Source organism: Paracoccus sp. (in: a-proteobacteria), from assembly GCF_030538495.1.
GTDB lineage: Bacteria > Pseudomonadota > Alphaproteobacteria > Rhodobacterales > Rhodobacteraceae > Paracoccus.
In genome coordinates this window covers 1-26,102 of the sequence record NZ_JAUNTW010000018.1, presented here as the reverse complement: position 1 = coordinate 26,102, position 26,102 = coordinate 1, and the positions used below count along the sequence as shown (strand labels likewise).

33 protein-coding genes are annotated in these 26,102 nt (G+C 61.0%); all 33 read right to left on the bottom strand.

Features of this window, described 5'->3' with window-relative positions; translation table 11 throughout:
- Window positions 1–72: 72 nt before the first annotated feature.
- Complete coding sequence (locus Q4G20_RS13160; RefSeq protein ID WP_303343915.1) at window positions 73–3,381, bottom strand: phage tail protein; 3,309 nt, start codon at window positions 3,379–3,381, stop codon at window positions 73–75.
- Window positions 3,378–3,794, bottom strand: coding sequence for an NlpC/P60 family protein (locus tag Q4G20_RS13155; protein ID WP_303343914.1), 417 nt, complete (start codon window positions 3,792–3,794; stop codon window positions 3,378–3,380). The genes Q4G20_RS13160 and Q4G20_RS13155 overlap by 4 nt, the downstream gene beginning before the upstream one ends.
- Window positions 3,791–4,318, bottom strand: a complete 528-nt coding sequence (locus tag Q4G20_RS13150) for a hypothetical protein (protein ID WP_303343913.1) — start codon at window positions 4,316–4,318, stop codon at window positions 3,791–3,793. The genes Q4G20_RS13155 and Q4G20_RS13150 overlap by 4 nt, the downstream gene beginning before the upstream one ends.
- Window positions 4,319–4,383: 65 nt before the next feature.
- Window positions 4,384–4,809: a hypothetical protein gene (locus Q4G20_RS13145; RefSeq protein WP_303343912.1), complete on the bottom strand. Its 426-nt coding sequence runs from the start codon at window positions 4,807–4,809 to the stop codon at window positions 4,384–4,386.
- Window positions 4,806–7,625: a phage tail tape measure C-terminal domain-containing protein gene (locus Q4G20_RS13140; protein WP_303343911.1), complete on the bottom strand. Its 2,820-nt coding sequence runs from the start codon at window positions 7,623–7,625 to the stop codon at window positions 4,806–4,808. The genes Q4G20_RS13145 and Q4G20_RS13140 overlap by 4 nt, the downstream gene beginning before the upstream one ends.
- The gene (locus tag Q4G20_RS13135; RefSeq protein ID WP_303343910.1) at window positions 7,615–7,917 is read right to left on the bottom strand and encodes a hypothetical protein; all 303 of its coding nucleotides are present in this window, start codon (window positions 7,915–7,917) and stop codon (window positions 7,615–7,617) included. Before Q4G20_RS13135 ends, Q4G20_RS13140 begins: the two co-directional genes overlap by 11 nt.
- Window positions 7,918–7,976: 59 nt before the next feature.
- Window positions 7,977–8,333 carry a hypothetical protein gene (locus Q4G20_RS13130; RefSeq protein WP_303343909.1) on the bottom strand — a complete coding sequence of 119 codons (357 nt, stop codon included), beginning with the start codon at window positions 8,331–8,333 and terminating at the stop codon, window positions 7,977–7,979.
- 9 nt (window positions 8,334–8,342) lie between these two features.
- Window positions 8,343–9,272, bottom strand: a complete 930-nt coding sequence (locus tag Q4G20_RS13125; RefSeq protein ID WP_303343908.1) for a phage tail tube protein — start codon at window positions 9,270–9,272, stop codon at window positions 8,343–8,345.
- Window positions 9,273–9,737, bottom strand: coding sequence for a hypothetical protein (locus tag Q4G20_RS13120; protein ID WP_303343907.1), 465 nt, complete (start codon window positions 9,735–9,737; stop codon window positions 9,273–9,275).
- Complete coding sequence (locus Q4G20_RS13115; RefSeq protein WP_303343906.1) at window positions 9,730–10,227, bottom strand: phage virion morphogenesis protein; 498 nt, start codon at window positions 10,225–10,227, stop codon at window positions 9,730–9,732. The genes Q4G20_RS13120 and Q4G20_RS13115 overlap by 8 nt, the downstream gene beginning before the upstream one ends.
- The gene (locus Q4G20_RS13110) at window positions 10,227–10,658 is read right to left on the bottom strand and encodes a gp436 family protein (protein WP_303343905.1); all 432 of its coding nucleotides are present in this window, start codon (window positions 10,656–10,658) and stop codon (window positions 10,227–10,229) included. The genes Q4G20_RS13115 and Q4G20_RS13110 overlap by 1 nt, the downstream gene beginning before the upstream one ends.
- A 3-nt stretch (window positions 10,659–10,661) precedes the next feature.
- Window positions 10,662–10,895, bottom strand: a complete 234-nt coding sequence (locus tag Q4G20_RS13105; protein WP_303343904.1) for a hypothetical protein — start codon at window positions 10,893–10,895, stop codon at window positions 10,662–10,664.
- Between the two features lie 9 nt (window positions 10,896–10,904).
- Window positions 10,905–11,798 (bottom strand): Mu-like prophage major head subunit gpT family protein, encoded by an 894-nt coding sequence (locus tag Q4G20_RS13100; protein WP_303343903.1) that lies wholly within the window; start codon window positions 11,796–11,798, stop codon window positions 10,905–10,907.
- A gap of 12 nt (window positions 11,799–11,810) precedes the next feature.
- Complete coding sequence (locus tag Q4G20_RS13095; protein ID WP_303343902.1) at window positions 11,811–12,200, bottom strand: hypothetical protein; 390 nt, start codon at window positions 12,198–12,200, stop codon at window positions 11,811–11,813.
- A complete protein-coding gene (locus tag Q4G20_RS13090) occupies window positions 12,184–13,206 on the bottom strand; it encodes a phage protease (protein ID WP_303343901.1) in 1,023 nt (340 codons plus the stop codon). Before Q4G20_RS13090 ends, Q4G20_RS13095 begins: the two co-directional genes overlap by 17 nt.
- 165 nt (window positions 13,207–13,371) lie before the next feature.
- Complete coding sequence (locus tag Q4G20_RS13085) at window positions 13,372–13,593, bottom strand: hypothetical protein (protein WP_303343900.1); 222 nt, start codon at window positions 13,591–13,593, stop codon at window positions 13,372–13,374.
- Between the two features lie 10 nt (window positions 13,594–13,603).
- Window positions 13,604–14,740, bottom strand: a complete 1,137-nt coding sequence (locus Q4G20_RS13080; protein WP_303343899.1) for a phage minor head protein — start codon at window positions 14,738–14,740, stop codon at window positions 13,604–13,606.
- A gap of 158 nt (window positions 14,741–14,898) precedes the next feature.
- Window positions 14,899–16,440: a DUF935 domain-containing protein gene (locus Q4G20_RS13075; protein WP_303343898.1), complete on the bottom strand. Its 1,542-nt coding sequence runs from the start codon at window positions 16,438–16,440 to the stop codon at window positions 14,899–14,901.
- The gene (locus tag Q4G20_RS13070; RefSeq protein ID WP_303343897.1) at window positions 16,440–17,837 is read right to left on the bottom strand and encodes a terminase family protein; all 1,398 of its coding nucleotides are present in this window, start codon (window positions 17,835–17,837) and stop codon (window positions 16,440–16,442) included. The genes Q4G20_RS13075 and Q4G20_RS13070 overlap by 1 nt, the downstream gene beginning before the upstream one ends.
- Window positions 17,834–18,049: a hypothetical protein gene (locus Q4G20_RS13065; RefSeq protein WP_303343896.1), complete on the bottom strand. Its 216-nt coding sequence runs from the start codon at window positions 18,047–18,049 to the stop codon at window positions 17,834–17,836. Before Q4G20_RS13065 ends, Q4G20_RS13070 begins: the two co-directional genes overlap by 4 nt.
- The gene (locus Q4G20_RS13060) at window positions 18,049–18,588 is read right to left on the bottom strand and encodes a phage protein Gp27 family protein (protein ID WP_303343895.1); all 540 of its coding nucleotides are present in this window, start codon (window positions 18,586–18,588) and stop codon (window positions 18,049–18,051) included. Before Q4G20_RS13060 ends, Q4G20_RS13065 begins: the two co-directional genes overlap by 1 nt.
- 1 nt (window position 18,589) lies before the next feature.
- Complete coding sequence (locus tag Q4G20_RS13055; protein ID WP_303343894.1) at window positions 18,590–18,886, bottom strand: hypothetical protein; 297 nt, start codon at window positions 18,884–18,886, stop codon at window positions 18,590–18,592.
- The gene (locus Q4G20_RS13050; RefSeq protein WP_303343893.1) at window positions 18,883–19,224 is read right to left on the bottom strand and encodes a DUF2730 family protein; all 342 of its coding nucleotides are present in this window, start codon (window positions 19,222–19,224) and stop codon (window positions 18,883–18,885) included. The genes Q4G20_RS13055 and Q4G20_RS13050 overlap by 4 nt, the downstream gene beginning before the upstream one ends.
- A 6-nt stretch (window positions 19,225–19,230) precedes the next feature.
- Entirely contained in the window at window positions 19,231–19,539 is a 309-nt protein-coding gene (locus tag Q4G20_RS13045) for a hypothetical protein (protein WP_303343892.1), read from the bottom strand.
- 8 nt (window positions 19,540–19,547) lie between these two features.
- Window positions 19,548–20,411 (bottom strand): N-acetylmuramoyl-L-alanine amidase, encoded by an 864-nt coding sequence (locus Q4G20_RS13040; RefSeq protein WP_303343891.1) that lies wholly within the window; start codon window positions 20,409–20,411, stop codon window positions 19,548–19,550.
- A gap of 43 nt (window positions 20,412–20,454) precedes the next feature.
- The gene (locus tag Q4G20_RS13035) at window positions 20,455–20,880 is read right to left on the bottom strand and encodes a hypothetical protein (RefSeq protein ID WP_303343890.1); all 426 of its coding nucleotides are present in this window, start codon (window positions 20,878–20,880) and stop codon (window positions 20,455–20,457) included.
- Between the two features lie 3 nt (window positions 20,881–20,883).
- Window positions 20,884–21,336, bottom strand: coding sequence for a regulatory protein GemA (locus Q4G20_RS13030; protein WP_303343889.1), 453 nt, complete (start codon window positions 21,334–21,336; stop codon window positions 20,884–20,886).
- Window positions 21,333–22,010, bottom strand: a complete 678-nt coding sequence (locus tag Q4G20_RS13025; protein ID WP_303343888.1) for a DUF2786 domain-containing protein — start codon at window positions 22,008–22,010, stop codon at window positions 21,333–21,335. Before Q4G20_RS13025 ends, Q4G20_RS13030 begins: the two co-directional genes overlap by 4 nt.
- A gap of 7 nt (window positions 22,011–22,017) precedes the next feature.
- Entirely contained in the window at window positions 22,018–22,641 is a 624-nt protein-coding gene (locus Q4G20_RS13020) for a DUF3164 family protein (protein ID WP_303343887.1), read from the bottom strand.
- Window positions 22,638–23,006 carry a hypothetical protein gene (locus Q4G20_RS13015; RefSeq protein ID WP_303343886.1) on the bottom strand — a complete coding sequence of 123 codons (369 nt, stop codon included), beginning with the start codon at window positions 23,004–23,006 and terminating at the stop codon, window positions 22,638–22,640. The genes Q4G20_RS13020 and Q4G20_RS13015 overlap by 4 nt, the downstream gene beginning before the upstream one ends.
- A complete protein-coding gene (locus tag Q4G20_RS13010) occupies window positions 23,003–23,575 on the bottom strand; it encodes a hypothetical protein (RefSeq protein WP_303343885.1) in 573 nt (190 codons plus the stop codon). Before Q4G20_RS13010 ends, Q4G20_RS13015 begins: the two co-directional genes overlap by 4 nt.
- Complete coding sequence (locus Q4G20_RS13005; RefSeq protein WP_303343884.1) at window positions 23,572–24,315, bottom strand: AAA family ATPase; 744 nt, start codon at window positions 24,313–24,315, stop codon at window positions 23,572–23,574. Before Q4G20_RS13005 ends, Q4G20_RS13010 begins: the two co-directional genes overlap by 4 nt.
- A 57-nt stretch (window positions 24,316–24,372) precedes the next feature.
- On the bottom strand, window positions 24,373–26,102 hold a 1,730-nt coding region (locus tag Q4G20_RS13000; RefSeq protein ID WP_303343883.1), incomplete at its 5' end, for a transposase domain-containing protein.

Below are 26,102 nucleotides of genomic sequence, written 5' to 3'. Positions count from 1 at the left end.
CCCCGCCAGAATTGCCGATGACATCATCGGCGATAACCGCCTGTGGCAGGTTGGGCGATTTGATACCGCTCATCAGATAACCTCGATAGTAATGGGGCCTGTCAGGGGGCCGGCCAGACCGTCGCTGTTTAACGGCTCTAACCAGATGTGGTGTTCGCCCGACCGAAGGCAGGGCGACGTTTCCAGAAACAAGACCACATCATCAACGGCCCCGGAAAAGTCATCGCCAGCCTGAAGCTCAAAGCGGACGTTGCCCTCGGCCGCAAGGATGCGGTCATATTGGGGGCCGTCGCCGGATTGGAGCCGCCCCTGACGATCCGCGCCGCCGGTCAGGGCGGCGCGCAATGTGCCGGTGCCGCTGGCGATATACCCGATGCGATACCAGCGACCGGACCGCAGGCGCACGGGCTGCGACAATGCACCTGCTTGTCCTGCTATGTGGCTGGCGCGCCCGTCTGCGATGGTCCAGCCGGGGCCGGTGGACCAGGCATCGGATTGGGTCATCGTGCCACCCGTCAGCAAATTGGTCCGGCTGGTATCGCCCAAGGCCATCGAATAGCTTTGGCGGGCCGCGACGTTAATAGGATCACCGGCAGCGTCGCGGCTGCGATCCAGCGTCGGGCTGGCACTGCGATAGACCTGGACTTGCGCAATATTCGGGTCCGCACCTGTGCCGAACTGGATCAGCGCGCCGCCGAACAGGGCGGTAATCGACACCGACGCAGCATCCAGTGCCGCCGGGGCCGCGATGCGCCCCGCCCCCATCACAACCGAGACAACGGATGACGCGTCGCTGACGGCACCCGCAGACGAAATCGCCTCGGCATAGATGTCAATGCTGTGATCCGGCGCATAGCCCGAAATCTGACCGCCACCCGATGCCGCTGGAATGGTCGCACTGGTCCAGACGGTCGTTCCCGTAAGGCGGTGATACAGCCGATAACGCGCCGTCCGCACCGCTCCTGCGCCCGGTGCGATCTGATAGATCAGCGTCGCATCCGTGGCGGTCACGGTGGATCGCAGCGACACAAATCGCGGGGTGGGCGGGCGTTGCGGCTCCACATCAATCTCGGCCCCGATGCGACCAGACCACGCAGGCGGCGTATCAGCATCGGTCAAGGCGTCGATCTGCGGGGCGGCGTCGATCAGCCGGATCAAACACGCTTGGTCTTCGGTGGTCTCGACAGCTGTGACGATCATGGGTGCCGTCAGGGTGGCGGCGCGTCCGAACAGCACAGCATCACCTGCCACTGGCGCGGCACCTGTCCCTGTGAGTGTCAGCACAGCCGTTTCGCCGGGTTCGGCGGACACCGTGCGGATATGCGACTGACCGACTGTGTCGGCGGCGCTGTAGCTGCGGAAACGGATCGCGTAATCCTGTCCCGGCTGGATCGTTACCGCCTCATCCAAATGGATCAGATTGCCGATGACGCGCTGCACCTGCGCGGCCCGCTGCACGTCATCCAGCACATCATGCGACAGCATGACCATATCCCCGCGCGTGGCCACCCGGATCGGGCCGTCCTGCATGACCTCATAGCTGTCAGGCCGCTCTTCTATCTCATACATCCGGCGCCGCGCCTCGCGCCAGATTTCGGCAGGATCAGTTTTGCCCGGCAGCTCCAAGGCTTCGGTTAACAGGACCGGGCCGGTATGACCCGGCCACGGCACAATCCGTTCGGCAGGTTTGTAATCATGAGTCGCGTCCTGAAACTTGACCCGCAACCCGTCGGGCCGCTTGCTGTAGCTGCGCGAGCTGCGGAAATTCCAGCTGTTTCGTGGGCTGATATGATCGACGATCAGATCTTGTGGACGGTCGATGGTGACGCCCCAGCGAACCCCGTCATGGCGCGGCGTGGCGCGGCCTGCGGCTGCAACCTCGGCCAACGCGTCACGCAAGGTCATTCCGGTGTCATCCAGAACACGGTCGTAAAATAGCCCCTTTAACCGGCAGTAAACATGCCAATCCTGCAACTGCTCGAGGTCCAGCCCCGCATCTGGAACGGGGCGCGGATTGGCGCGGGATTGCAGGATATAACGGTAAAGGCTGGCCGGGTTTGACGTGCGGCGCATCACCCATTGCCGTGCGGTCCGGTCCCAGTCCAGACACCGGCGCGCGACCCGTGCTGACAGATTATCCAAGGCCCCCGATAGCTGATGCGTCGCTTTGATCCGCACAGCCGTCAGCGCCAGAGGCTCGCCAAAGCTGATCGGATATTCTGGGCGCGTTGTCTGCAATGCCAGCCAGACCGAGCGATCCGATGTTGTGGTCTCGTCACGTTCGCCGGTCATCCGGGTGACTTCGATTTCCCAGCGCCCGCGGCTTGGGAATGTCCAGCTGTGCTGACGATAAAACGCCTCGGATTTGGCGGCGTTGATCGACAACCGTTCAACCATATGCCACGCGGTTTGACCCGACAGGCGCTGACGGATGCGAATATCGACATGCTGACGCTGTTTATCGCCCTTGTTGTCAACGCGCACCAGCCCGGCTGGAAAGGCAAAAATGACGCTGGCCCCGTCGGCATCGGCGCCTGTCACGCGCACGACCGGCGTTTCAATCGGATCGCCGTTGATCACCTCGCCCCGGTCGTCGCGCGGCTTGGGCCGGGTCAGGTCAACGCCGATTTGCTCCTCGACCACTTGCGTGGGATACAGCGACAGCGCGGGATCGCCCGCCACGCCGCTGCGGTCTTCGACCTCGACCCCGGTGAATTGAGACAGCGGCGTGTCGCCCAGTTGGTAATCGGACAATTCCAGCGGACCATAGCCGAAATTAAAGACCGCGCGCACATATTGCAGATCGCCGACGATTTCGGTGTGGGGCATGACAGCAAAGGGCGGCGCATAGCGCAGACGCCCCAGCACGCAGGGGACCGCGCCGTCAGGGTCCAGCCGGTTTTGCCAGCCGTTGATGGCAAAGCTGTTGGCGGTCCGCTGTTCTTTGGGGCGTGCGGGTGGGATCAGGGCGTTGATCAACAAATTGCCGATGACGCTGACCCCAAATGTGACCATCGCCGTGCCGACGGCGGTTGAAACGCCCAAGGCGCTGGCCAGTCCTGCGCCCCACAGGCCACCGACTGCTACAGCCGCAATCGACACTACAATCGTTAGCACCGACCGAATCGCGTCTTTGCCCGGAACGACCCGGATCACAACGCGCACACCCGGCTTGGGGCGCACCGCAGACCAACAGGCCCGATCAATCACCGTTGCCCCGCAGTCTGTGACCAAAGCCGTGCGCACCACGATCCGATCTGATTGCGACAGCCCCGGTAATGTCAGATCGACAATCTGCGCGACGGTCAGCCCGTCCGGCAGGTTCATCATGACCCGACCCGCGCCGGGGTCCAGCAAAGGCGATGCCAAAACCGCCGTCACGTTGCGCCCCCAATCACATCGACATGCCGCCAGACGCCTGTCAGCCGCGCGCCCCAGCGACCGCTGTGGTATCGCTCCAGCTTGGCGCAATCCTGATCGACCATGTGGATCATCAGCCCGTGCCGGACGACCACACCTAAATGCGTTTGCAATCGACCGCGCCGGAACACAGCCAGATCAAAGGCCAGTGCTGGGCCACTGACCGGCAGCCACATCGGCAATTGCTGTGCGCCGTCGATCAGCGTCGCGATTTCGCCATGCTCTTCGACCGAGGCATAGCCCAGATAATCGGGCAGTGTGATGCCCAATTCTTCGCGATAGATGACGCAGGCCAGACCATAGCAATCACTGCCCGCCCGGTCGCGACCGCATTCCCGATAGGGCAGACCAACAAATCGGTTTGCCCAGATCATCGGTGCAGCCCAGGAAAACGGTCTCGGCTCATCCGGCCGGACGGGAAATGCTCCAATTCGATTTCCTCGCGACTGATATGCAAGGTGATTTCGCTTGCCGTAATATCCGCCTGCATCAGCATCAGGTCGGTATATTCCGCCTCAATCTCATCCGGGCTGGATGCCAGCACCACCGCCATATGAAACGTCGCGGGCGACGTAATCGACCGCAGCAGCGCCACCATTCGGCTGTCCAGATTGTCCAGAACGATTAATGCAGCGGCGGGGATTTCATCCAGTTCAGACGGCAGGACAGCGGACGCGACCACCCAAAGATACGGCTCCAGCACCGGATTGGCACCGCGCCAGCGGGACCGCGTGCCGTAAATCAGCGGGTCTGATGACAGCCGTTCGGTGCAGTCTGTGCTCAGTCGGATCGGTGCTGGCAGCGCGTCATGGCTGATTTCAAACAGAGCCACATGCACCTCGGCCGAGGCGACAGCATCATGGGCCTGACGGGCATTAAAAGAGAGGCGGCGGGGCATTGGGTGGTCCTGACTGATCAGAACCGGCCTAGCATCAGATCAGATCGCGCGGACCGTGAACCGCTTCATGGCATAACCCACACGCTGAACGCGATCCGAAAATCTGTGTCGCCTTGGATGGTTTCGACCGGCGGTTCATCCCCCCATGCGCATAACCAGCGTGCGGCCATCAAGAGCAGCTGTCCATCCCCGGTCAGCAGGCGAAGACCGTCATTGCCCAGAACGGGCCACCCATCTGTGGCAGGATCGGGCATCCAGAACAAGGTCGAACCGTTGGCGCATTCATCATCATAAAAGCGGTCAAATACCGCCTTTTGATCGCGACTGGCGATCAATGACAGCGATACCCGCCGCGCGGCACTTGAAAACCGGCGGCGAAAGGATGGCGGCCCGGCATCGGCCTGACGCTTGCGACGGCTGTCTTGCGCCTGCGCTTGCCAGCCCTGACGTTCAAACTGGGTCAGCCCGGCGGGCCAGAGAGGATAGCTCATCGCACGATCCCCGCGCGACCGATGCCATACTGGCTTTTCATGGCGCGCTGCGTGCGCCCGCCAGACACCCCGATGGCCGATGCCACAACATCATCCATGACCAACCGATATTGCCGCTGCCCGCGTTCGTCGGGGGCTTCTTCGACGCGGCCTGTGACCTGCGCCGAACTGTTGTTCACCACGGTGATGACCGGGCGGGTATCGGTGGCGACGGGGGCTGACCGCTGTGACGCCATGCCCGCCAGCAGCCCGACGATGGACCCCGCGTTTTCCATCATCTGCGGCGTAAACACCTGTTCGCCGTCGCGAAGCATGGCCAGTTGTTCGTCGGATCGCTGCCGGTTGCCGTGTGAATAGGTGCGCATCACACCGCGCCCGCCGGTATGGGCGGTTGGCAGAGTCACACCGGAAAAACCGCCCAGCACGCTGTTAATGATGTTGCCAAAGCCCGGCGCGATGCTGGTTTGCCACGCCATTTTGGCCGCGAAATCGGCAAAGCTGTTCAGCAGGTCCGACAGGCTGGCCTTGCCGCTGGTTGAAAACCGCACAAACGCGGCCTCGGCCCCATCGGCCATTGTTTTAAAGGCACCTTCGGCGGCATCGGCAAAGGTTGTGGTGTTGTCGCGCATCTGGGCATAGGCGCGTTCCACGCCGGCGGCCCAATCACTGCGGCGTTTAAGGTCGTTTTCATAGGCATCTTTCATGCGGCCTTGATAGATCGCTTCGACGTCCGCGGCGAATTCGGCATAACCAAGGCTGGTCTTGGCCAGCCCCTCTAATGCATCTTTGCGCCATTTTTCGGCGGCAGCCGCATCGCGTTCATAGGACGGCTGGAGCTTGCCGATTTCGCGGTCGATTTCCGCGACGAGACGCTGATAATCCCGCGCATCCTTGGCACCGGGATCACGCCCGCCGCTGCGTTTCGCGCCGCGTCCACCACCCCTACGTCCCCCGCGATTGGCCCGGTCGCGCGCAATTGCGGCTTCGGTCAGGGCGTCATTTTCTTTGCGCAGGCGTTCGCCTTCTTCGATCTGAAAACGCTCAAATCGGTTCTGCGCGCCGGCCAGCCGGGCGCGATACTCCAGATCAGCCCGAAATTCCGATTCAGCACGGGCCGCCTCTGCCACGGATTTACCGGCCCGCAACGCCTCGACACGCGTCCGCGTGGCGGCGTTGTTGATCGCGCCGCCCCCAATCGACGTAAGCATCGACATGATGCCGCGCAGCTCGGCACCCACATCCGACATGGTGGCAGCCCATACTGCGGTTTGATTGGTCGTGTCCACGGTCGCGTCAAAAATCACCAGCAGACGCGCGCGTTCGTCTTCGCTAATGCCGGACAGGCGCATCCGTTCGTCCAGTTCTTCCCGTGCATATTGCGCCTTCATGGCCTGCACCTGCGCGCTTTCAGCCCCGTGCCGCTGTTCGGCTTGGGCAAGCGCGAGCTGGCGGGTGAAGGTTTGTTCGTATTCAGCCGCTGCTATGAGTGCATCAGATTGGCGTTTGTAAAATGCTGTGGCCGCCTGATCCATGAAGCGCCCATTTTCCTCGGCCATGCGCTTAGCCGCGTCAGCCGTGCCGTTCCACTGGGCCTCGAATTCGGCAGTTGTCCGAACAAGGGCATAGAGGCTTTGCATAATTGTCTGCAATTCCTCGTTCATACCACTGATTGGGCCACCGTTGGCCATGTCGCGAGCAAGCCGTGCGACCTCTTTAATCGCAGCCTCAACTTCACCAGCTTCTGCGCGCGCCATTGCCAGATCACGTCGCACCGTAAATTCATCATACGATACTCCGGCACCAAGGCTGGCAAATCTATTGCTTTCGAGAATTCGCTGTTGTGCTTCAACTGCACCGGGGCGCACATCACCGGTTCCACGATTTAACAATTTTTTAACCCAGCCGGGGTCAAGAGATTTTTTTAGCACATCATCCAAAGAGGCGCGCAGGTTTTTCAGCTGTGCTGCTCGGTCCAGCTCAACCATAACGGACGATAACTCACGCACTGACCCAGCCATTGAACCGAACGTCTGTTCCAGTCGCTGGTCACGCAAAAGCCCCAGCGACTGCGAAAGCCGCGAGATACTGTCATCTAATGCACGGGTGTTTTTTTCAAATTCTGTTGCCCGATCCGCTGTTGTCATCAAACTTGTCGCATAGCCCATTAAGATCGCGGCCCCGGCGCCAATTCCGCCGGTGACAGCGCCTAAAGCCATCTGGCCAAGTTGTCGGATGAGTACCTGTGAAAGCTTTGATCCGGCCCCCGCCGCCCGGTCTGCATTCGAAATGAATTCGCCCAACTGGTCGATCACACCGCCGAAGGTATCGACGATCTGCGTGCTGTCGGCATCCAGATCGACTTGGGCATCCGCCAAGGCCCGTGCGGCATCGCTGGCGCGGTCATATTCAGCCTTCAATGCTGACAGGATTGAGGCGTGATCGTCAGCCGAAATCATCCCATCCGCCAACGCGCGGTTCAGATGTTCCTGCCCCACGGCATATTGGTTTTGCAGTTTTGCACCCGTTTCGAGTGACGCGCGCAGTGCCTTCATGCGGGTGTCTTGATCGGCCAGCGATTTTGCCAGTGCGTCGGTCTGCGTCCGTGCCGCTGCCGTTTCGCGGCGCATGGTTTCGGTGGCATCCTTGACTGCCTGTGCGACATTTGCCTGATCCTGCCCGGCGCGGGCAGCGTTCTGACCTGCCACCTGTGAGGCGCGCGCCACATCATCCAGTGCTGCGACGGCGCGCTTTAATTCGCCGACGATCCCGCTGGCATCTGCGGTTACCACCAGTTTGGCCTTCATGTCAGTTGTCATCGGGGGCCTCCATCAGGCGCAGGGCTTCGGCTTCGATTATCTGCATCTGGCGCAACAGTTTTGGGGATGGCGTCAATTCCAGCCAGCGGGCGGCAACATCAAGGGCGTGCAGATCGAATGCCACGGGGCGCGCCGGCATCATCCCGCCACCCGCCAGCCGCCATTGACCGATCATCGCCATCGCCAGCCGGATCACCGGACGCAGCTTAGCTGGCAGGCTGACCGTTGGACGCGGAGCGATCTGATCCACCATATCGGCCACCTGATCATCGCGGGCACCCCCAGCGCGCAAATCATTTTCAAGCTGACGGGTATCGGGCCGCCGGGCAAACATCACCCGCGCGGCCGCAATCAGTTTTTTTCCGTCACCGCACCCCGGATCACGGCGTCATGATAGGCCCGCGCAACAGCTTCGCGGATCGGGCGCTGACGCAACAGGCGGTCGCGGGTTTCGGGGGTGAACGGCACGTCTGCCCCTGTTTCAGACTGGATGCCCGACCAGCCGACCCAACGGGTCGACAGCGTGTCGCGTTCATGCGTCAGGATCGCGGCCATATCGCCCCCGTCCAGATCAGGGCGCGCGAACAGGCTGTCTTCATCAACCAGCAAAAACCGCGCCGTAAAGACCTTTTCAACAGGACCATTCAGGCCGGGATAAATCACCGTGACCGGCCATTCAAATTCGTAATTCTCGACAAAGGTGAACATGCCAGCCCCTTACAAAAATTCGATCAGAACATCGTCATCGCCCTGTTCGGGCAGGAACACCAAATCCAGCGATGCACCCAGATCGCCGTCGATATTTTCTTCGCTGGCGAATTTGATCTGAACCTTTGGTCCGGTGATGCGGATTTTCTGGCCCGCGTTTTTGCCAATTTCGAAAATCAGACGTTCGGTGGTGCCAGCCTTGGACTGCCCGATCAGGTCTTTCGTGGCCAACGATGGCCATTTCACCTGCATCCGCCCGGTATAGCGGTGGCCGGTGATGTCGGAGCCGCCGCAATTCATGTATTTGTCGACCACAGGACTGCGCCCGTCCGACAGGCTGAATGACCTCACGCACAGCTTGGTTCCGCCCAGCGTAAAGGCGTGCATGTTTTCCGGGGTGCATTCCAGCGCACGGCCCCAGCCTACGAAATCGTAATCCCCTTTTACATAGTCCGTCGGCGCGCCAAATCGGCCCCGGCGTTGGAAACTGAAAAAGGCGCGACGCTTGACCTCGGCGGTAAAGCTCATCGACCCGCGACAGCCCACCACGTTTTGGGCGATCTGGCCGTTGGTCATCTGCAAGGTGGTCGACGCAAAAGTTTGGCCCTTGGGCGTCGGGGAATAGGCGACGGACGCGCCGGCGCTGACCACTTCGGACAGGCCCGAACTTTTCAGCAGATGCGCATAAATCGGCGCAGTACCGCGCGTGCCGGACGGGATGGCCTCGACCTCGTAATCGGCGGAACAGTGCGCGCCATACAGATCCTCGGGCTGAGCACCGTCCATTCCATTTACGAAATCCTGTTCCTGCCAATCGCCGTCCAGAGCGCGCATGGTCAGATTGCGGCACAGAATGCTGTTGGCGGCCGCAGGTGCCGCGTCGGTTTCAAACACCGTTTCCAGCTTTTCGCGGATACACCGCAGCTTATAGCTTGCCATTCAGGTCTCCATCACAAAGCGCCGGTCGAAGGTGACCGTAAATTCATCCTGCCACAGCATCATTCCGTCGCGCCCGATGCCGCTGGCCAACGCTCCGCGCGAAAACCGGCAAGCGTGATTGGACCCTATCGGCTGCCAGGTGCAGAGCGCACCCAGAACCCGTTCCCGGAGGGGGCGCAGAGCCTCGCGCGCGACGGTGCCGGTCCGGTCGCCAATGTCACGGACGGCCAGCACGACACCAAACCGCACGGAAATCAGCTGCTCGATCACGTCACAGATTTCATATCGGACATCGCCCGCAGCTTCCGACATGATGATGACCCACGCCATCGGGGCGCGGATCGTTTCGATTGAGGCGTTGCCCAGATCGCGCGCGGTGCCAATCCGCGTGAAAACGGGGGCTTTTGTCGCCAGACGGGCGGCGACATCGGCGGGGTCCAGAAAGGACTGGCTGAAATCACCCATTACCCAAGACCGTTTCCCAGTGGATATTTACCAGATCGCCGATGACCTCTTCGTCATCGCGCGATATGCCAAGATAGGGCCGCGCGGGGATGGTCACCGACCCGACCAGAACTTTCGTGCCGTCCGCCAGCCGGAATGACAGACCCTTCGCGGTTTTGGCCGTGATCGTGGCGCCGAATTGATGGACGGCGGCATAGGGCAGATTGCTGCCGACGTGCACTTCCTGACCGACCACGCGGCTGGTGATGCGGCGATACAGATCGCCGGTATCGTAGAGCGTCTTGCCGCCTTGCGCGACTGTCACCCGGAACGATTTCGGCCACGGCGTGCCATCGGGTGCGGTGTTCGTTTCTCCGATCCGTTCGCGCGCGCTGTTTGTCATCTGCTCGCCGATGTCTTCCAGCAGCGGCGACAGGTCACTGGCCGCGCGCATGGCAGCGGTCAATTGCGCCCGCAGCCCGCTATCCTGAAAATCAAACCGTGGCTCCATCAATACCCCCGCAGGCTGTCGCGGGTCAGTTGACGATCTGGGCCATCAGTCATTGCGATCCCGCCGGAACTGGGCGGCGGCGCACGATCCGCATCGCCCAACGCCACGCGGCCAGCCGCCACATCACGAAGCCACGCCAGCGCGTCGGCACGCAGATGCTTCAGACGCTCGGTGTCATGGCCCAGATTGCGATACAGCCGGTGCATGGCCAGATCGCGACAAATGACGTTCAGAACATGCGGCGGCGCGGTCAGCGGCACGTCGCGGATTTGTTTGTGGATATAGCCGTCGATTTCGGCTGTCGCATCCGTCAGTGCCTGTTGCAGCCGGTCATCGACCGCAACCTGCGCGCTGTCGTCGAAATCGGTCAACAGCGCCAGATCGCGGGCCGGGATGACGGATTTCAGGTCACTGACGGATGCGTAAGACATGGATCAGCCCTCGACCGCCAAGGGCTGCGTGGAAAACATCGGATCGGCCTCGACCTCAGCCCATTCCTCCGCAGTCAGCGCGTCGGCCGGGACGTCGGTATCCCCGCCGGACCAGCGGCGACCCGCGCGGCGGCGACCGGCGGCGATCAGGCAGGTGACACGGAGCAGCGGGACCGGACTCGCTGCGATGGATGCGGCATCGTCAGCCGCCTGTTTGGTGGTGGTATTACGTGCCATTGGTTCCTCTTAGATCAGACGGGTTTCAACATGCAGATCGGCGGTGTTCTGCCAGATATTGGTCGCGCCGGCCGTCGTGCGTTCGGCCAGCAGAATTTTGCGGGCGGCCCCTTCGAGCGACGGCGGCACGACCAGCAATTTCGGACGCAGATTGATTTTGCGATCATAGGCCCCGCGCATTTCCAGCATGGACTGACGCGCCTTGGCATAGTTTTCAGGCGTCAGATCGGCTTTCGATCCGTGGATCAGCTGCCACGCGCCAAACCCTGCGGCGCAGCGCCGTTTTGCACCCCAGACGAATTCGTCGTGATTAAAGACGTTTTCGTCGGTCAGATTGGTTTTTGCGGTGATCTGCGCGGCCTGCCGATCCTGAAAGATCATCGGCTTGATGGCGCGGCTGTCGTCGATCAGGAACCACGCCGGGCCGGCGCCATCCGTCATATTCGACACCGACCGTTCAACGCCGTGTTCGTCCAGAACCGGGTGGTCGGCATCAAAGAACGCCTGACCGTCATAATGCGCGACGTCAAAACCCTGCGCCAGTTGTTCCCAGACCAATTCATCCGGCAGTTCTGCCGCCGTCTGCCCGAAATCCGTCACCAGCGGCGTGTAAATCCCGACCTGATCATCTTCGATATCATCGACGGACACAGCAATGGTATTTTCGAATTTGCGGTTCGTGATGGTAAAACCGTCGCGGGTCAGGCGCTGAACAAAACGCTCGCCGACCCATTCACGCATGCCTTTGATGTCCGACAGCTTGGGATAGGCTTGATGGCGCGTGGTGGACGGCACCCGCATCGCGATCCGGCCCCAGGTGGTGGGCGTATCGTTCAAGGCGGTATTAAAGGCGGTCGTGAATGCCGTGTTCAGCGCCGCCAGATTGGCATGGTTCAGATCCATGGATCAGCCCTTTCAGATAAATTCGACGGCAACGCCGCCATCGGTGACGTCCAGACAACGGCCTGCAATCAGCGTGCCGGTGGCCGCAACCGTTTCGTCGTCTTTGACGTAAACAGATTTGCCGATATGGGTGCGCTTGACGGTGCCATCATTCTTGACGATCCATACCCCGCGGCTGGTTCCGACGTGGACCGCACCAGCCGAACCGCTGCCATTATCGGCGCGGTCCAGCGCAATGCCGCGCATCACCGGCGAGGCAGCAGCTGCGGGCACCGCGTTGCCCGCAGCATCCAGCGCCACCATAGCGCCCCCACGAATGACCGCACCGGCGGCCACGGGATTGGCAAAGCGCGCGGCGGGGGCATTCACCTGCATCGGCAGCAGATCATCCGTTTTGGGCATGGTCAGCCTCCTGTTTTTTGGTTGCGGCAAATTTTGCGGGATCAATGCCCATGGCGGCGCACATCTGGCGTTCGGCGCGGGTCAGATCGCCGGGGGCGGCACCCGCCTGCGGAACGGGCGCGCGACCGGGGGGCAGAATGACGGGGGCCGTGGCCACAAAATCCGCAAATGCGGTCATGTCTTTGGCCGCCAATTGCCGCGCCCAGCCCTCCATCGCCGGGCTGATTTTTCCCGCCGCCTTGGCATCAGTCACCGCCGTTTCGACAGCCTCGTCGCTGACCTGCTTTTGCAGACTGGCCAGCTGGCGCGTCACATCATCAAACGCCGCTTTGGTCACATAGGCCGAGGGATCAGGCTGTGCCGTCAGGCGCGCACAAATCTGACGCGCGGTGTCATCCGTCAGCGTCTCGACGCCCGCAGCCTGTAAGACGGACGCCAGCTGGGGTTGCGGGGACAGATCACGGACGGCCGCGACAATCGCAGCCTCATCCGCATCAGCGCCCAGCCCAAGGGCTGCGGCGATATTGGTCAACGTCATTGGTATATTCTCCTTAGATGCAAGCTGTCGCAACTGCGGCAGCCCCGGATCATTGACGAGGCCCGCGCCGGTGATCAGCACAACCTCGCGATCAGGCCGGTTAAAAAACACCGGCGAAATGAAGCGATAGGATTTCTGTTCGATGGCCGCGCGCCCCGCCGGGGTCCAGTCAACCGAGGCCATTACGCGGTCCCCTTCGATCTCCAGCGCGGTAATCCACCCGGCGGCGTCGGAACGCCGTTCGGCCTGACCCTGCACGCCGTGACCGAAATCAATCAACAGCGCACCGCCATGAGCGTGCGCCATGGATCGCTCAATAACCTCTGCTGCGTCCGTCAGTCGAAATTCGCCGCGCGCATCCGCCATGCGGAATTGGCCCAACGGCACCAGTTCGATGCGGTCAGGCACACCATCGACCGGGACAGCGGCGCCGGTTTGGCGGGTCAGAGGGGGTGAAGCAAAGGCCATATCGGCGCGATCCGGTTGGTTTCAGGCAGGATCGTCTTAACGGATATGCGCCAAAAAAAGCCCGTGAACAGGTTCACGGGCGGATCAGGCCGGAATGTCGGGCGGGATGCGGGCCAGATGGTGTTTAAAAACCCCTGTGCGCGTTTAAAAACGGTCAGAGCCGGTTTAGACCGACATCGGCGCATCAGGCGCGTTAAGATCGGTCACGGGCGCATTTTCGGGGGTGTCGGGGATGAGGCCGTTCTGACGCTGAATTTCGATCACATTGCGTGCGATCTCGATATTCAGATCGCGGCCATCAAAATCATCAGCGGCCTCAAGCACGGCCAAACGATCAGCCCAAGCCCGAACATCGGCGAGTGGAAGGTCTCGCAGTGCCAGCACCATATCATTCCTCTCAACGTGCAGATCGCATGACCACATCAATAAGCCCAGCATAATCCGACAGCAGGCTATCAATGCGAGGCCCCTTAGGTTGAAAATAGGCCAAAACCCCCTTTTCTTCAAGCCAGCGTGACATCAGGTGGCCCTGTAATGTCGTATGTTGCCAATCGGAAGCCTGTTTTAGTTCCCATTGGTTTCCAGGCAATACCCATTCATTTGAAAAACCTCTAATTGCTACATCAATATGAAGATGCGCGTCATCTGTGAGGCGCACACCAAACACCTCGCCTTGTGGTGTCACCCCAAAAATTGATCTGTAATGTGCCCGGGCCGAATTGATCAGATCGGCCTGCGATAGCGCAGGATAATCTGGGTGGCTGTGGATCACATCCGACCCCGGATCGGATTTCGGGACATGGACGCCCTCACGCTCTCCGACATAGCGATCCCGCACATCCCGATCTGGCTGGATCACGACTGCACGTTCGCGATCTTCGCGCCGCATGCGCTCGGCCAGATCGGCGGCCAAATTGGCCAATTCGTCACGGGTTTCCAGACCGGTCTTGCTGAACGCCTGATCCATGTCATGACGCACCGCGCCGGGATTGGTGTCAAACCCCGGCGTGACACCTTCTGGCACCATCTCATCATGGCCGGTACGCGGATTGCTGTGCCAATCTTCCTCCAGCGTAATCGGCTCGGATACCGTATAGGTGCCCCGGTCGATCTGGCCTTGCGTGATCTGCCGCACGTCACAGGCACAGAACCAGCCATTCGGCGGATAAATCCGCAGCCAGACCGGGTCATCGACCGGGCGGACCAGATCGTGATAGCGCGCGTGATCGGGTCGTTTGCTGGGCCGGTCGATCTGGACGTAGCGCAGGTAAGGGAACCTACGTTTTCCTTCTTGAATGCGTTTCCACCGCCCTGCGGCCAGTGCGGTGCGCATATTGGTATCAAAAATCACCCTTAGTCGCTGCATCGACCCCAGTTGTACGGTTTTCATCTCGCCAGTTTTGGGATCGGGCAGCACGGATTTTCCCCACCACCCGGCGCGTCGCAGCCGGGGTGCAAGATTGTCCTGAAACTGCTTCAGCGTCCAGCCTTCGGCCATTGCCTTATCCAGATCGCCCCGGATCAGGTTCAGCACGTCATCCCGCATGGCCTTGGCGACCACAAAGCTGACCGCATGTTGTCCACGCCAGACATCGCGATAATCAAAACGATCTTCGGGCAGGGCCAGCCCTTTGGCACGGAAATAGGCCAGTGCGTCTTCGGGGGCCAGCGCCTGAAACGATACACCAACCATCAGGCCCCCATCTGCCCGCCCATGCGGGCCGAAAACAGGGCTTGCGCCAACAAGTCACGCATCATCATTCCCGGCACATCCAGCCCCGCATGATCCAAAAGGCGCGCGATTTCATCAAAGCTGGCCGCGTGGGTAATGGCATCCACCAGCGGGCCGATATCGCTTTCCATCGCCCCGGCCATGCGGCCGTTTTCGACCAGTTCGTTGATCAGATCGCGAATCGGATCGTCATGCACATGGTCGTGCTGTCGCGCGGCCATCTGACGGATTGGTGGGGCCGGTGTCGCGCCGGGCTGCGGCCCAAAGGTCAACACGTCATCCTCGGCGTCGGGTTCACGCAAGCTAAAGGCGCGATACACGTCAGATTTGGCGATGCGCAGCCCGGCAGGGCCAGCCACCTCCATCAGGCGCAACAACTGTTCAGGCACGATCCGTTCGGGCGACTGAAACCGGACCAGCGGGGCTGGCACGGTTTGACCAAAGTTGTGCCGCGTCAGGGGGCGGGCAATGTCGTGCATGAGCGTCAGGGCCAGCTGGTCGGCGTCACTGTCGCGAATATCATCACGAACGGCTTCGTGGATACGGCCAACGGCATGACCGCCGGCAATCGCGTCTGTGGTGGCGACCTGACCCAGCACCCCTTTGGACAATTGTTCGTCCCACCAGCGGGCGGATTTTTCGTAACCTTCATTGGCGGTCGACCTGGCGGCGATCACCTCTAATTCCATGTTATGCGGGATAATCGCCGCCATATCGGCGCCAATGGCGCGGGCGGCACGCAACAGGGTGCGCTTATCCGCGTCACTGGCCAGCGCCGGGTCGTATTTGCCAAGTCGCAGCGGATGGCCATAGGCTTCAAGAAAAATCGACCAATCCTTGACGGTAAAGTTCTTGAACATGAAGGCCCAGCAGGCCATGCGGGCCAGCCCGCCACGGATCGGCACACCCGATTTGATGCGCGGAAGGTGAATGACGTATTTGTCGGGATGCAGCTCTTGGCCTGCGCCAGAGCCGCGCAAGGTCAGATGGCGACCGTTCACCTGATCGAATTGGAACCATTCCGGCGGGCGATGTTCAATGGCGGCGATCTGGAACAAGCGCCCCGATATATCCCAGACGATTTCGCTGACCGAATAGCCTTTGCCCAGCGCATCCAGAATGTCGATAAACGCCTCTTTGGTCGCGGGTGAGGTCAGCGCCTGACGGGTCACATCGGCGGCCTCGATGGCCGCGTCGCTGTCATCGCCGGGTTCTACCACCAAATCCAGTCCGCGGATCGCCCGTTTACGAACCCCCAGCACAGCGCCGTAATGAAGATCCTTTTCCTCCATCTGTTCGGCCATGTGCAGATAAGCCGTTGCATCACCCATTTCGGCGCTGCGCAGGATCGAGGCCAGCCGGCGTGGCTCTAACCCATCTGCCGGATGACCGCTCGTGACCTGACGCACAGACCCGACCAGCGGACCCGATTGTTCGTCCAGCAGCTCCGATTTGGTCGCCGCGCGCACAGGGCGGCCGAATTGGTCCAGAATGTTTCCCATTACCATGTCCCCCGGCTTCTGCCCGCAGGCAGATCATCGTCATCATGACTGCCATCGGCCCAGCGGCTGCGCGCGACGGGAAGGCTGTCATATTCATAATGGGCTTGCGGCATTTCTGCGGCGCTGATGGCCAGCGCAGCGGCCCAGAAACGGTCGGCGTGGCCATCACTGTCGCCATCGGCAATCAGGCGACGGGTGCCGGTCACGCCCACCTGTGATTTGATTGAATGCAGATCGGCCCGCAGCGCCGGATCGCCCGCCGGGATGCGGACACGACGATCCTGAAACCGCTCTTTCATCGTGGTGGCCATGTCCAGTTTGCTGGCGGTGCTGAACAGCACGCCTTCAACGCGCAGCGCGCCGTGCCGGCGCTTGGCGTCTTCGACCGGTTTTTCGCCCATGCCGGTTTGGTCCATGCGAACCCGCACGACGCGATAGCGCCGCATCACATCATCCAGCAACGCATCCTGTTCGGCAAAGCTGATCCGACGACGGGCGATGATTTCGCGCGTCCACAGCACATCGCCGACCAGCTCCATCACCCAAATGACAAACAGGTCGTTGCGCGCGGCAATATCGACACCAACAAAACAGAGGCCGCCCTGATAACCGGCTGGCCGCCCGGCATCCGGGCTTTCGACGCTGGAAATCAGGTCGTAATCCATCCAACTGGACGCCTCATCCAGCCATTTCAGTTCATATTCCTGTGCCCATGCGTCTTCGTCGGCCATCCCCCGGCGCAGCATGTCAGCATCGCGGTCCAGACCCTGCCGCACGGCCTCGTAAATATCGACGACATGGCGCGACCAGACGCTATCCTCGGCGGTCATCAGTTCGTAGAATTTATTGCCCTTGCCGTTTGGGGTGCTGATAACGCGCAGCTTTTGCTGCCCGCGCGAAATCACCGGAAACAGCGCCGCCCAGATATCGCGCGATTTGGCGTGGAACGCGAATTCGTCCAGGATCACGTTGGCGCTGAAGCCGCGCGCCGTGTCAGGGTTGGCGGGCAATGCGGTGATGCGGCTGCCATTGGGATATTGAACCTCAAGGGCCTTATAGACCGCATCCGGGCCGCTGGCCTGTGGGGCACGGAATTCGCTTTCCGAATAGACAGGCTCGCCCCCTTTCAAAAGGGTGTTATAGACCTCATAAAACGCCTGCGTGAACGGCTTGATCGCCTCGGTCATCGCTTCCGCTGCCTGACGTTCGCCGCGCGACAGGATCACCCAACGGGTGCGCCGCCCGTCGCGCCATGACTGAAAACAGTCATCGACACATTCGCCGCATGTGCTGAAGGTTTTGCCGATCTGGCGCGACATCATGCCGATCTTAAAGCGGCTGGTATCACTGATCCAGCGGCGCTGATACGGCAGAAAGTTGATCACCGGCACGGTCATTGCCCGTCATCCAGCGCCATGAGTTCGCGCGTCAATGTGTCATCGGCAAAGCCGCGCAGATAGGTCAGTTCCGACAGCAGGCTTTCGATCTGATCGGCACCGCGACGCAAGGCACGGCAGGTCGAGGTCATCATGCAGCCCTGAATATGGGTGCCGTCCAGCCGTGCGGCGTGGGCGCGCAGGTCGGTGATGATCTGTTGTGGCGTGGGCATCACGCAAACCCCATGATCCGACGCGCTTTATCGGCGGCCTCTTTATCAATGTCACCGCTGGCCACGGCGGCATCCAGTTTTTCGCTCTGCATTTTACGTTCGGCCGCCAGCATGTTTTGCCGAATGCCCGCTGACGCCATGATGTCTTTCAGCATTTTCCCGATGAAATGCAGGTCTTTGGGGTCGATTTCGGCCCCTTCATCCATCATGCGGGCCTCCATTGCGCGGAACGCCAGCGCGGTGACCATCTGGAACAGCACGTTGTGGCGCTTGGCCTCTTCCTCCAGGCCGTTTTCAAGCATCCAGCCCTGCGCCCAAGCGGAGGCGGTTTCCTGTGTTTCCACGAATTTTCGGTATTCTTGGCCGAACCGATGCACCGTGGCGTGGTGTAAATTGATGATCTTTCCAGCGTCACTTAGTTTGGCGTTCAGTTCATCCGTGACCGCGACATAATCCGCAAAGCCCCGCGCGTGCAGGGTGTCTTGCAGCCATGCCCGGATATCGGGCGGCAATTGGTCGATCTTGCGGGGCGGCGGCATGTCACACCCGCGGGCGGGGGCGTTGCACACCCGGATGCGTGGCAAGGCCCTTGGCCATATCCACACCCCGCCGGGTCGCCATCACAACCACAAACATCGCGTCGGGATCAAAGCTGACCATGTTCTGCTCGCGCAGCCAGTGCAGTTCGGTCATGAGGGCGTCATAGCTGACTGGCAGGCCCAGCCGGACCAGCACGTCCTGAAGCACGCTGGCGTTTGACACATATTCCTGCACCTCCGCCAGATGGCGCAGGATCGCCAGCCGACGGTGGCGGCTGACATCTTCGGCGTAGCTCATCCCTTGCCCCTCATCAGATGTTCTTCCTGACGGCTGACCACGCTTTCCACACGGCCCAGCATTTGTGCCTGCCCCTGCATCGCGGCACGCAATTCGCGCATGTCGCCGCGCATTTCGGATAGGGCCAGCGACAGTTCATGCATGTCTTTTTGACCGGGCAGTGCCTGCACGGTCTGTTCGGCGGCGTGGATGCGAGCCTCATGCCGGTCCAGCCGTTCGGCGCAGCCGTCGATCCGCTTATCCACGGCGGCGTTGCGCAGTCGCACCCATCCGACAATCGCCGTCAGAATTGTGACGATCAGGCCAAGGCTGATCGTCATGTCGAAGATGAATTCCATCACACCTTACCAGAATTTCAGTCGATAATTCGGAGCGGCGCGTTCCAGCCATGCCCACAGGCCAAAGATCAGCGGCAGCAATTCCTGAACGGCGCTGACGGCACGGTGGCCGGTGGCGATCACCTCGTCCGGGGTGGAGCCGATGCCCATCGCGAACAGGAGCGCAAACAGATCAATGCCCGCTGCGTTGCAAATCACAGACAGCACCAACAGCAGCTGCGCCCAAAACGACGCCGCGTGCCATGCCGGCAATCCGGGCAACGCAACATTCGCGCCGGTGGTCAGAATGCTGATCGGAAATTTGGGGAACGTCATCAAAAACCTCATGCGGGTTGGGTATAGGCGGATATGATCCAGCCTTCGCGATTGTCGAATTGAACAAGATGATGGCGGCGGCCGTCGAAAACGCCTTCGCGGATCGGAGCCAAAAGGGTGCCATGCGGCACGCTTGCCAGAACCTGCGGGCTGTAGGGCCAGCGGCGCATATTCAGACCCGCGCCATTGGTGGCGACCCGGATCATTGTAGCGGTCGGCAGATCGTCCGACGCAGCCATCACGGCCAGATCGGCCGGATCGTCCAGCCCCAGAACGGCGGTGCGCACTTCCTCCAACGGGAACAGGGGGTTCGTGTCGACCTTGCGCCCCGGACTGACATACCAATGCGGGCGAATATCGGTCAGCGTCGGGATGCCATGAAACAGCACGGTCAGCAGTTTTACGGTCGCCGCGATCTGATCGGGGCTGTATGCCATCCACACCCCTTCGCCGTGTTCGGGCGTGGTCATCGCCGCCAGTTCGTAATCACTGCCGCTGAACACCTGACCCCACCATGCGCGGCCGCGCGGACCATAGCCGTCATCGGGCCTGCGGCTCATACGCCCCGGATTAACCAGCTCAATCCCGATGGAAAACGTGTTGCAGCCCGCGCGACCGTGATAGCTGGATAGGCCCGCATGATTGGCGCGGCGGTTGGTCGGAACCTGTTGTTCGATGCTGCCGTCGCGTTCGATCACGAAATGACAGCTGACCTTTTGCGGATTATCGCCGCGCAGATAATCCGCCGTATTGCCATGATCCAGTCGGCCCGCCGTGTCATGCAGCACCACCAGACTGGGGGTAATGATGCCGCCGGTGTGATGTGCGGCCCGAAACGGGATAGTGGTGATTTTATGGTGTTCAACGCGCATGGGGGCCTCAATCGTTGAGGCAACCATAGGCGGCGCGCGCCAGTTATTTTCCGGGAAGCGGTTCACCGGGGAAAAGCGGCATTTGATCCGCGTCGCTGTCCGCCCGGCGTTCGGCCAGCAATTCGGCCTTGACTTTGTGGACCCAGCGCACGGTTACGCCATGCGCCAAGGCCAGATCATTCGCGGTTCGGCTGGAGTTGACAAGCCCCGCATCCAAAAGATCGGCCATAAGTGCGGCCTTGGCCTCGCCCGCCTCCATGCCTCTTTTCGACGGGATATCGACCTCGGTCCCGGAAAACCGATCCGCCAGCCAGCGGGCAACATCCGGGCCGACCTCGCCCGCCAGCTTGGAATTGCCGGCCATCGACATCTGCGGGATATAACGCCGCTGCCCGCCTGCATTGGCAATCAGCCGCAGCCGGGCCGCCACGCCAAGATCATATTCCAGTTCGTCAATCCAGCGGTCCATCGTTTAACGAGCCTGACGACAGACGATGCCGGCGCGATCACACATCGCCTGCAACGCCTTGATGACGGCGTTAATCTGCCCGTGATCGGTCAGCGCATCGACATCAATCGGCGCAGCGCCCCAGCTTTTGGCGAACCGTGCGCGAATAAAAGCGTTCAACCCGGCGGGACCGGGTGTGTCCACCTTGCCCGCCTGCGCCAGCAGCCGCCACAGAACATGACAATACCGCACATCCGCGCGCGCCGCCTGCGGGCGCCGGGGCTTTTGCCCGCCAGACGGGCGGAACCCACGGGCCACCAACTGGGCCACCACATCGCCCAGTTCGGCTTCGGTCATCTCGGACAGGCTGGCCTTGCCGGTCGTGACGATTTGCAGATCGCGGCGCGTATCCGCGTCGATCCGCAGTTCACGGCAGCCAACATGCACAAGCCGTTGCAGTTTGCGGATCGTGGTCATCGCAAATCCTCCAAATGCGTTGCATGGCCATCTGCGCCACCAACTCCACGCGCCAGCCCGACAGCGTTTCCGGCCTGCCAACCCGCATGAGCCGCGCCGTGGAACCGCGTTTGTTTTTGGCGTCGTTGCGTGGTTCGTGCATCCGGGAAGCGGGTATCCAAGACGTTCTTCGCCTCGGTCAGCGCCCCCGCGGACATGATCGGGCCAAATTGCTCCTTCAGGCGCATCGCCAGCCGGACACACATTGCCATCGTGAAATCATAGACCGCCTGACGGCGCGTGATATTGCTTCGCCGACGCCGGTATTCCGGCGTCAGCTTGAATTCGCGGATTGCCCGGTCAATCGCGCCATTCAGAACGGCGAACAGATAAGCGGCAATCTCTGGACCGGGTGCCCGACCAATAAACTGGATCGACGAACTGTCACGGTCAGACAGGAAAATCGGTGCCGTGTTGGTGCAGTATCCGACTGTCCCCCAAAGTGGATCGCGAACGGATTTTCCTTTCGTTTTTGATCGCACCGTCCGGTCGTCAATCTCAATATCCTGACGGGTCAAGCCGTATTCCAGCATTAGGGCCGCGGCCTTTTTCGCGGCGGCCATTGCTTCAGCTTCGGTGCAACCCGATGCCGTCGTCATAGCCATGAGAGCCGCGATTTTGGCTTTAACATCCATCACCACCTCACAGCCCGCTGAAATCCAGCCCAATCTGGGCCATGGCGTTCGTGCGGGGATCGCGGCGGTAAAAGCGGATATAGGTGGCCGTCTGATCGACGATCAGTGCGTCCGTGATGGCGTCCATGGCGCGCAGCCAGCGGGCGTCGGGACGGCCCGCCTCATCTTTCATGGGCAGCTTGCGCAGACCCAACACGCGCTTGGTGTCGATCCGCCCCGCCTTGTTCACCGCGAACGCATCTTCAACCAGAATGCGCAGATTGTCATTCACACCCTCGGCCCAATCTTCGATGCATTCGTCGATCAGCGCCTTTGCGGCCTGCAATTCTGGCCCAAACACGATGCGGTCGGCGACAGACACCTCGGCCATCGTTGCGCCGTCATAGCTGCGCACGGAAAATCCGCCTTTTGGCCCGCCGATTTTGACGCCATACTGTTCAAACAGCAGGGCTTTGGCGGCGGCCATGTCATCCAGTGCGCGGTTCTTAAAGGCGGCGATCTGGGCTTGCAGCGCCTCGGCCTCATCGGCCAGACGTATTGCCAGCTCATCTTTCATCCGATCCGCAGGTGTGATCATGCTGTCCGGCACGGTGCGGCCTTGCGGGTCGGTCCATCGTTTGTCGGTGGTCATTTCTTCGCTCCTTTGAAATGGGGGCAGGCATTGCAGGCGCGGAACATCCGCACCCGCATGGCGTTGACGTTGACGAACCGGCGGGCCTGTTGCTGCCAGTCCTGACATTGCTGGGTGAGGATCAGGCCCAATTCGGGGCAGTCCGTTGTTTGCGCACGAAACACCCCGTTAAAACGGGCCTGAACAGCGTCCAGATCGCCCGCATATTTGTTGCGCAGCACCTGACTGACCAGCGCCGCAGACCGATCCAGACGGGCCGCGACTTTGTTTTGACTGGTCGCGCTGCATTCTTGCGCAAGCTCGGCCACCCAATCGGGCAGAGCCTCCCCCCACGCCGCGCGCGCGGTATCCATGGGCGTCGTCATGCGCCACCTCCGGGCAGATGCACCTGTTTGGTGTTGGGGTCGTAAACGCGTTTGATGCGCTGAATTTGCGGCGGCTGGGGTCCGGTGTTGCGGATCAGACGATAGACCGCCGCCCGCTTGCCTGGCACCGCCTTTTGTTCAACCCGCAAAAACCCGGTTTTTAACAGCATATGGCAATAGGATTTGGCGGTGCTTTCGCTGACCGTCACATCGCCGGCAGAGGAATGAACGGCCAGATCAAGAGAGCTAAACGCTGCCATCATACGCATGGATCGCCACATATTTTCGACGCCCGCCCCCTGCACCACGGGCTGGCCTTGCCGGTTCAGGCGTGGAGCGTGAACGCCGCGGTCATCCACCAATCGGAACCCGCCTGCTGGCAGGTGTTCAATCACACCCGCCGGGATCAGGCAGCGCAGGTAATCTTCAACCGTTTTGCGGTTTGCGCCGCTGACCTCGGCCAGATCACCGGCAGAAAATCCCGGTTTTGCGGCACGAATGGCCTCCCAGATGTCTTGGCGTCCCGGCGTGGGTGCATCGGCGGGGCGACGGCCTGCTTTGCCAGTCATACCAAATCCCTCCGCGCTGCTGGCGCAAGGCCGGTGTAGAAATCACGATCCCCCCAATCCGCGCCGCTGATAGTGGTTTTCCCGGTGGTCAGGGCAAATTCACGAACGCGGTCCAGATTGACGCAAATCCGGCGCACCGATGCGTTGGATTTTTGCAAAAGCAGCCGCTGCATGTCCGCGTCCAGTTCGATGCCGCGGCAATAAATTTGGGCCAGATGACCCACCTCGCGCAGATCGGCAGGCTGTGCCGCGACCCAGTCCAGCATCCGGCCATGCACCCGTTCGTATTTCTGCAACTTTTGCGGCAACCGCTCTTCGCCGATCAGCACGATGGCCGCGCCCGAGCTTTCATAGATGTCACGCACCAGCTCGATCATACCCGCATTGATCAGATGATCGGCTTCGTCGATAATCAGCGGGCGGCGCGACCGCGCGATTTCTTCGCTGATCTGGTCGATCATGTCGGCCACCGTGCGCGCCGGGGCAATGCCCAGATCCAGCAAAATCGACTGACACAGTTTTTTGCCGCGCCACGCGGATTTCAGCTGAACCTGATAGGCGCGGGTTTTATTGGCATTCCAAACGGCTGCCGTGGTTTTGCCATAGCCCGACGGGCCGTAAAACACAGCCATCCCGGGCAGGCCAAGGCCACGCGTCTGAATGCGGTCGATCAGCCCTGACAGGGCCATGACATTGCGCAGCGGCGCAACATTGTTGAAAAGTGGGGTCTGGTCTGTCATCTGTTACCTCATGTCTGGTGCGCCGCCGCAGGTCTCGACCACCTGCGGCGGCATCTGTTATCCAAGGGCGCTTTCGCCCCATTCCTCGAACACCCGTTTTTGGGACCGATATTCGGGCAATCCCTGATAGACGCGCAGCCAATCGGCTTCGGCATGACCAACCGGCTGCCCAGTCTCGGAGCGCGCCTCGATCTCCTGCGCGCGGCGGAAACGATCAGCCGGTGTTTCATCGGCCACCTGCGCCGGCGGTTTGGTTTTCGCCTCAAACGCCACCACAAAGGCAGAATATGCCTCGCCGTCGTGACCTGCGGGCTGGGGCAAAGGCCGTTCAATCAGCGGGCCGCGTTCGATTTGTGCCAGTTTGACGATCTTGGCTTCGAGTTTTGGCATATCGGCGGGGGCGGCCTCGTCCAGTTCGCGCGCGATCTGCTGGATCGGAATCGGGCGGATTTCCTGCAAATATTGCTTTTCGACGCGGCGGCGGCGCGCATTAGCCGCCGCATGATCGCGCGCACTGGCAACGTCGAAAAAGCCCACCTTTGCTTTGCATTCGGCAAAGCCCATGAATTCGCCCGTCGGGCGGTAAATATAGGCCCCGGCATGCAGGTCTTCGGGATCAAACCGGGCAACCATCTGTTGACCGGCAAATTCGTTCATCCAATCCGACCAGTATTCGTTTTTGTGGATTTTCAGGCCGCCATGCCGCGCGTGCAGTTTGTGCGCCTCTTGCCCCATCAGCCACAGTCGCCGCTGTTCTTCGGTCGCTTTGACAATCGGTGCCGTGGCATAGCTTTCGGCAAAGGTCGCATCAAAGCTACGCCCGCGCGCGGTGTCCGAAAGCCGACCGTCACGGGCGTTATGCGCCGCAATGCCTTCGGCCAGCACCTTCAGAAAATATTCAAGATCGACCGCGCGGCTGCCATAGTTCTCGGGCTTGGCATCAGGTTTGTGGCCGACATAGGCCCCATGAAAGCGCGGGTCTTTGGCGATCCGGTCAGCCCAGTCGCGAAAGGCCCGTTCAACCGGCTTGGACTGCCCGTGATAGGGGCGCGCCCAATGCACCTGAATGCCCAGGAGCGGCAGCACGCCCAGCGGGTCATCCTCGCGGATTTTGAACCGGAACCGGGTTTTCGTGCCGCCGGTCAGCCATTTCGCGGCGAATTCGCGCCCGTTATCAAACAGGCAATGCCGCGGAATGCCCCACTCCTCGATCAATTCACCAAATGCGGACATGACCATGACCTTGTTCGGATCGCGGTCCACGCGCCACGACAGAACCTTGCCGCTGTAGATGTCCTGAAACACCACGATCTGCGGGCGCATCGGCTTGTCGATACCCGGCCAGTTCACGAACACGTCGATCTTGTGGCAGTCGGCCACCACGCCTTCCATCGCAACCATGCCGGTGCGGTCGCGGGTCTGTGGCGGAAAGCATTTTTCCAGACCGGCCACCCCCTCACGGGCAAAAACCTGCGTCACGCGCGGCACTTGGTCATCAAACCAGCGGCGCGCGGTCCGTTCAGTCAAAATGTCCCAGCCATTCGCAACCGCCAGCCGCTTAGCCACGTCATAGGCGGCTGAGAATGATGGCCCTTCAAGCTGCAAATAAGCAGATTTCAGGCGCTCGAAAAATTCGGGGCTGCACCCGGATTTCGCACCTTTCTTTGCGGCCGCGCGATGACGCGGGGCCAGATAAGCCAGCCAATCCGCCGCATCGACGCCTTCGACCTTGGCAAACCAGTTCCAGATCGTTCGCGCGCTGATCCCCTGCTGATCGGCGATCATCT

Coding starts and splice junctions, on each gene's coding strand:
- Q4G20_RS13155 (WP_303343914.1), bottom strand. CDS start 3,794: ATGATCTGGGCAAACCGATTTGTTGGTCTGCCCTATCGGGAATGCGGT.
- Q4G20_RS13150 (WP_303343913.1), bottom strand. CDS start 4,318: ATGCCCCGCCGCCTCTCTTTTAATGCCCGTCAGGCCCATGATGCTGTC.
- Q4G20_RS13145 (WP_303343912.1), bottom strand. CDS start 4,809: ATGAGCTATCCTCTCTGGCCCGCCGGGCTGACCCAGTTTGAACGTCAG.
- Q4G20_RS13140 (WP_303343911.1), bottom strand. CDS start 7,625: ATGACAACTGACATGAAGGCCAAACTGGTGGTAACCGCAGATGCCAGC.
- Q4G20_RS13130 (WP_303343909.1), bottom strand. CDS start 8,333: ATGTTCACCTTTGTCGAGAATTACGAATTTGAATGGCCGGTCACGGTG.
- Q4G20_RS13125 (WP_303343908.1), bottom strand. CDS start 9,272: ATGGCAAGCTATAAGCTGCGGTGTATCCGCGAAAAGCTGGAAACGGTG.
- Q4G20_RS13120 (WP_303343907.1), bottom strand. CDS start 9,737: ATGGGTGATTTCAGCCAGTCCTTTCTGGACCCCGCCGATGTCGCCGCC.
- Q4G20_RS13115 (WP_303343906.1), bottom strand. CDS start 10,227: ATGGAGCCACGGTTTGATTTTCAGGATAGCGGGCTGCGGGCGCAATTG.
- Q4G20_RS13110 (WP_303343905.1), bottom strand. CDS start 10,658: ATGTCTTACGCATCCGTCAGTGACCTGAAATCCGTCATCCCGGCCCGC.
- Q4G20_RS13105 (WP_303343904.1), bottom strand. CDS start 10,895: ATGGCACGTAATACCACCACCAAACAGGCGGCTGACGATGCCGCATCC.
- Q4G20_RS13100 (WP_303343903.1), bottom strand. CDS start 11,798: ATGGATCTGAACCATGCCAATCTGGCGGCGCTGAACACGGCATTCACG.
- Q4G20_RS13095 (WP_303343902.1), bottom strand. CDS start 12,200: ATGCCCAAAACGGATGATCTGCTGCCGATGCAGGTGAATGCCCCCGCC.
- Q4G20_RS13090 (WP_303343901.1), bottom strand. CDS start 13,206: ATGGCCTTTGCTTCACCCCCTCTGACCCGCCAAACCGGCGCCGCTGTC.
- Q4G20_RS13085 (WP_303343900.1), bottom strand. CDS start 13,593: ATGGTGCTGGCACTGCGAGACCTTCCACTCGCCGATGTTCGGGCTTGG.
- Q4G20_RS13075 (WP_303343898.1), bottom strand. CDS start 16,440: ATGGGAAACATTCTGGACCAATTCGGCCGCCCTGTGCGCGCGGCGACC.
- Q4G20_RS13070 (WP_303343897.1), bottom strand. CDS start 17,837: ATGACCGTGCCGGTGATCAACTTTCTGCCGTATCAGCGCCGCTGGATC.
- Q4G20_RS13065 (WP_303343896.1), bottom strand. CDS start 18,049: ATGCCCACGCCACAACAGATCATCACCGACCTGCGCGCCCACGCCGCA.
- Q4G20_RS13060 (WP_303343895.1), bottom strand. CDS start 18,588: ATGCCGCCGCCCCGCAAGATCGACCAATTGCCGCCCGATATCCGGGCA.
- Q4G20_RS13055 (WP_303343894.1), bottom strand. CDS start 18,886: ATGAGCTACGCCGAAGATGTCAGCCGCCACCGTCGGCTGGCGATCCTG.
- Q4G20_RS13050 (WP_303343893.1), bottom strand. CDS start 19,224: ATGGAATTCATCTTCGACATGACGATCAGCCTTGGCCTGATCGTCACA.
- Q4G20_RS13045 (WP_303343892.1), bottom strand. CDS start 19,539: ATGACGTTCCCCAAATTTCCGATCAGCATTCTGACCACCGGCGCGAAT.
- Q4G20_RS13040 (WP_303343891.1), bottom strand. CDS start 20,411: ATGCGCGTTGAACACCATAAAATCACCACTATCCCGTTTCGGGCCGCA.
- Q4G20_RS13035 (WP_303343890.1), bottom strand. CDS start 20,880: ATGGACCGCTGGATTGACGAACTGGAATATGATCTTGGCGTGGCGGCC.
- Q4G20_RS13030 (WP_303343889.1), bottom strand. CDS start 21,336: ATGACCACGATCCGCAAACTGCAACGGCTTGTGCATGTTGGCTGCCGT.
- Q4G20_RS13025 (WP_303343888.1), bottom strand. CDS start 22,010: ATGGATGTTAAAGCCAAAATCGCGGCTCTCATGGCTATGACGACGGCA.
- Q4G20_RS13020 (WP_303343887.1), bottom strand. CDS start 22,641: ATGACCACCGACAAACGATGGACCGACCCGCAAGGCCGCACCGTGCCG.
- Q4G20_RS13015 (WP_303343886.1), bottom strand. CDS start 23,006: ATGACGACGCCCATGGATACCGCGCGCGCGGCGTGGGGGGAGGCTCTG.
- Q4G20_RS13010 (WP_303343885.1), bottom strand. CDS start 23,575: ATGACTGGCAAAGCAGGCCGTCGCCCCGCCGATGCACCCACGCCGGGA.
- Q4G20_RS13005 (WP_303343884.1), bottom strand. CDS start 24,315: ATGACAGACCAGACCCCACTTTTCAACAATGTTGCGCCGCTGCGCAAT.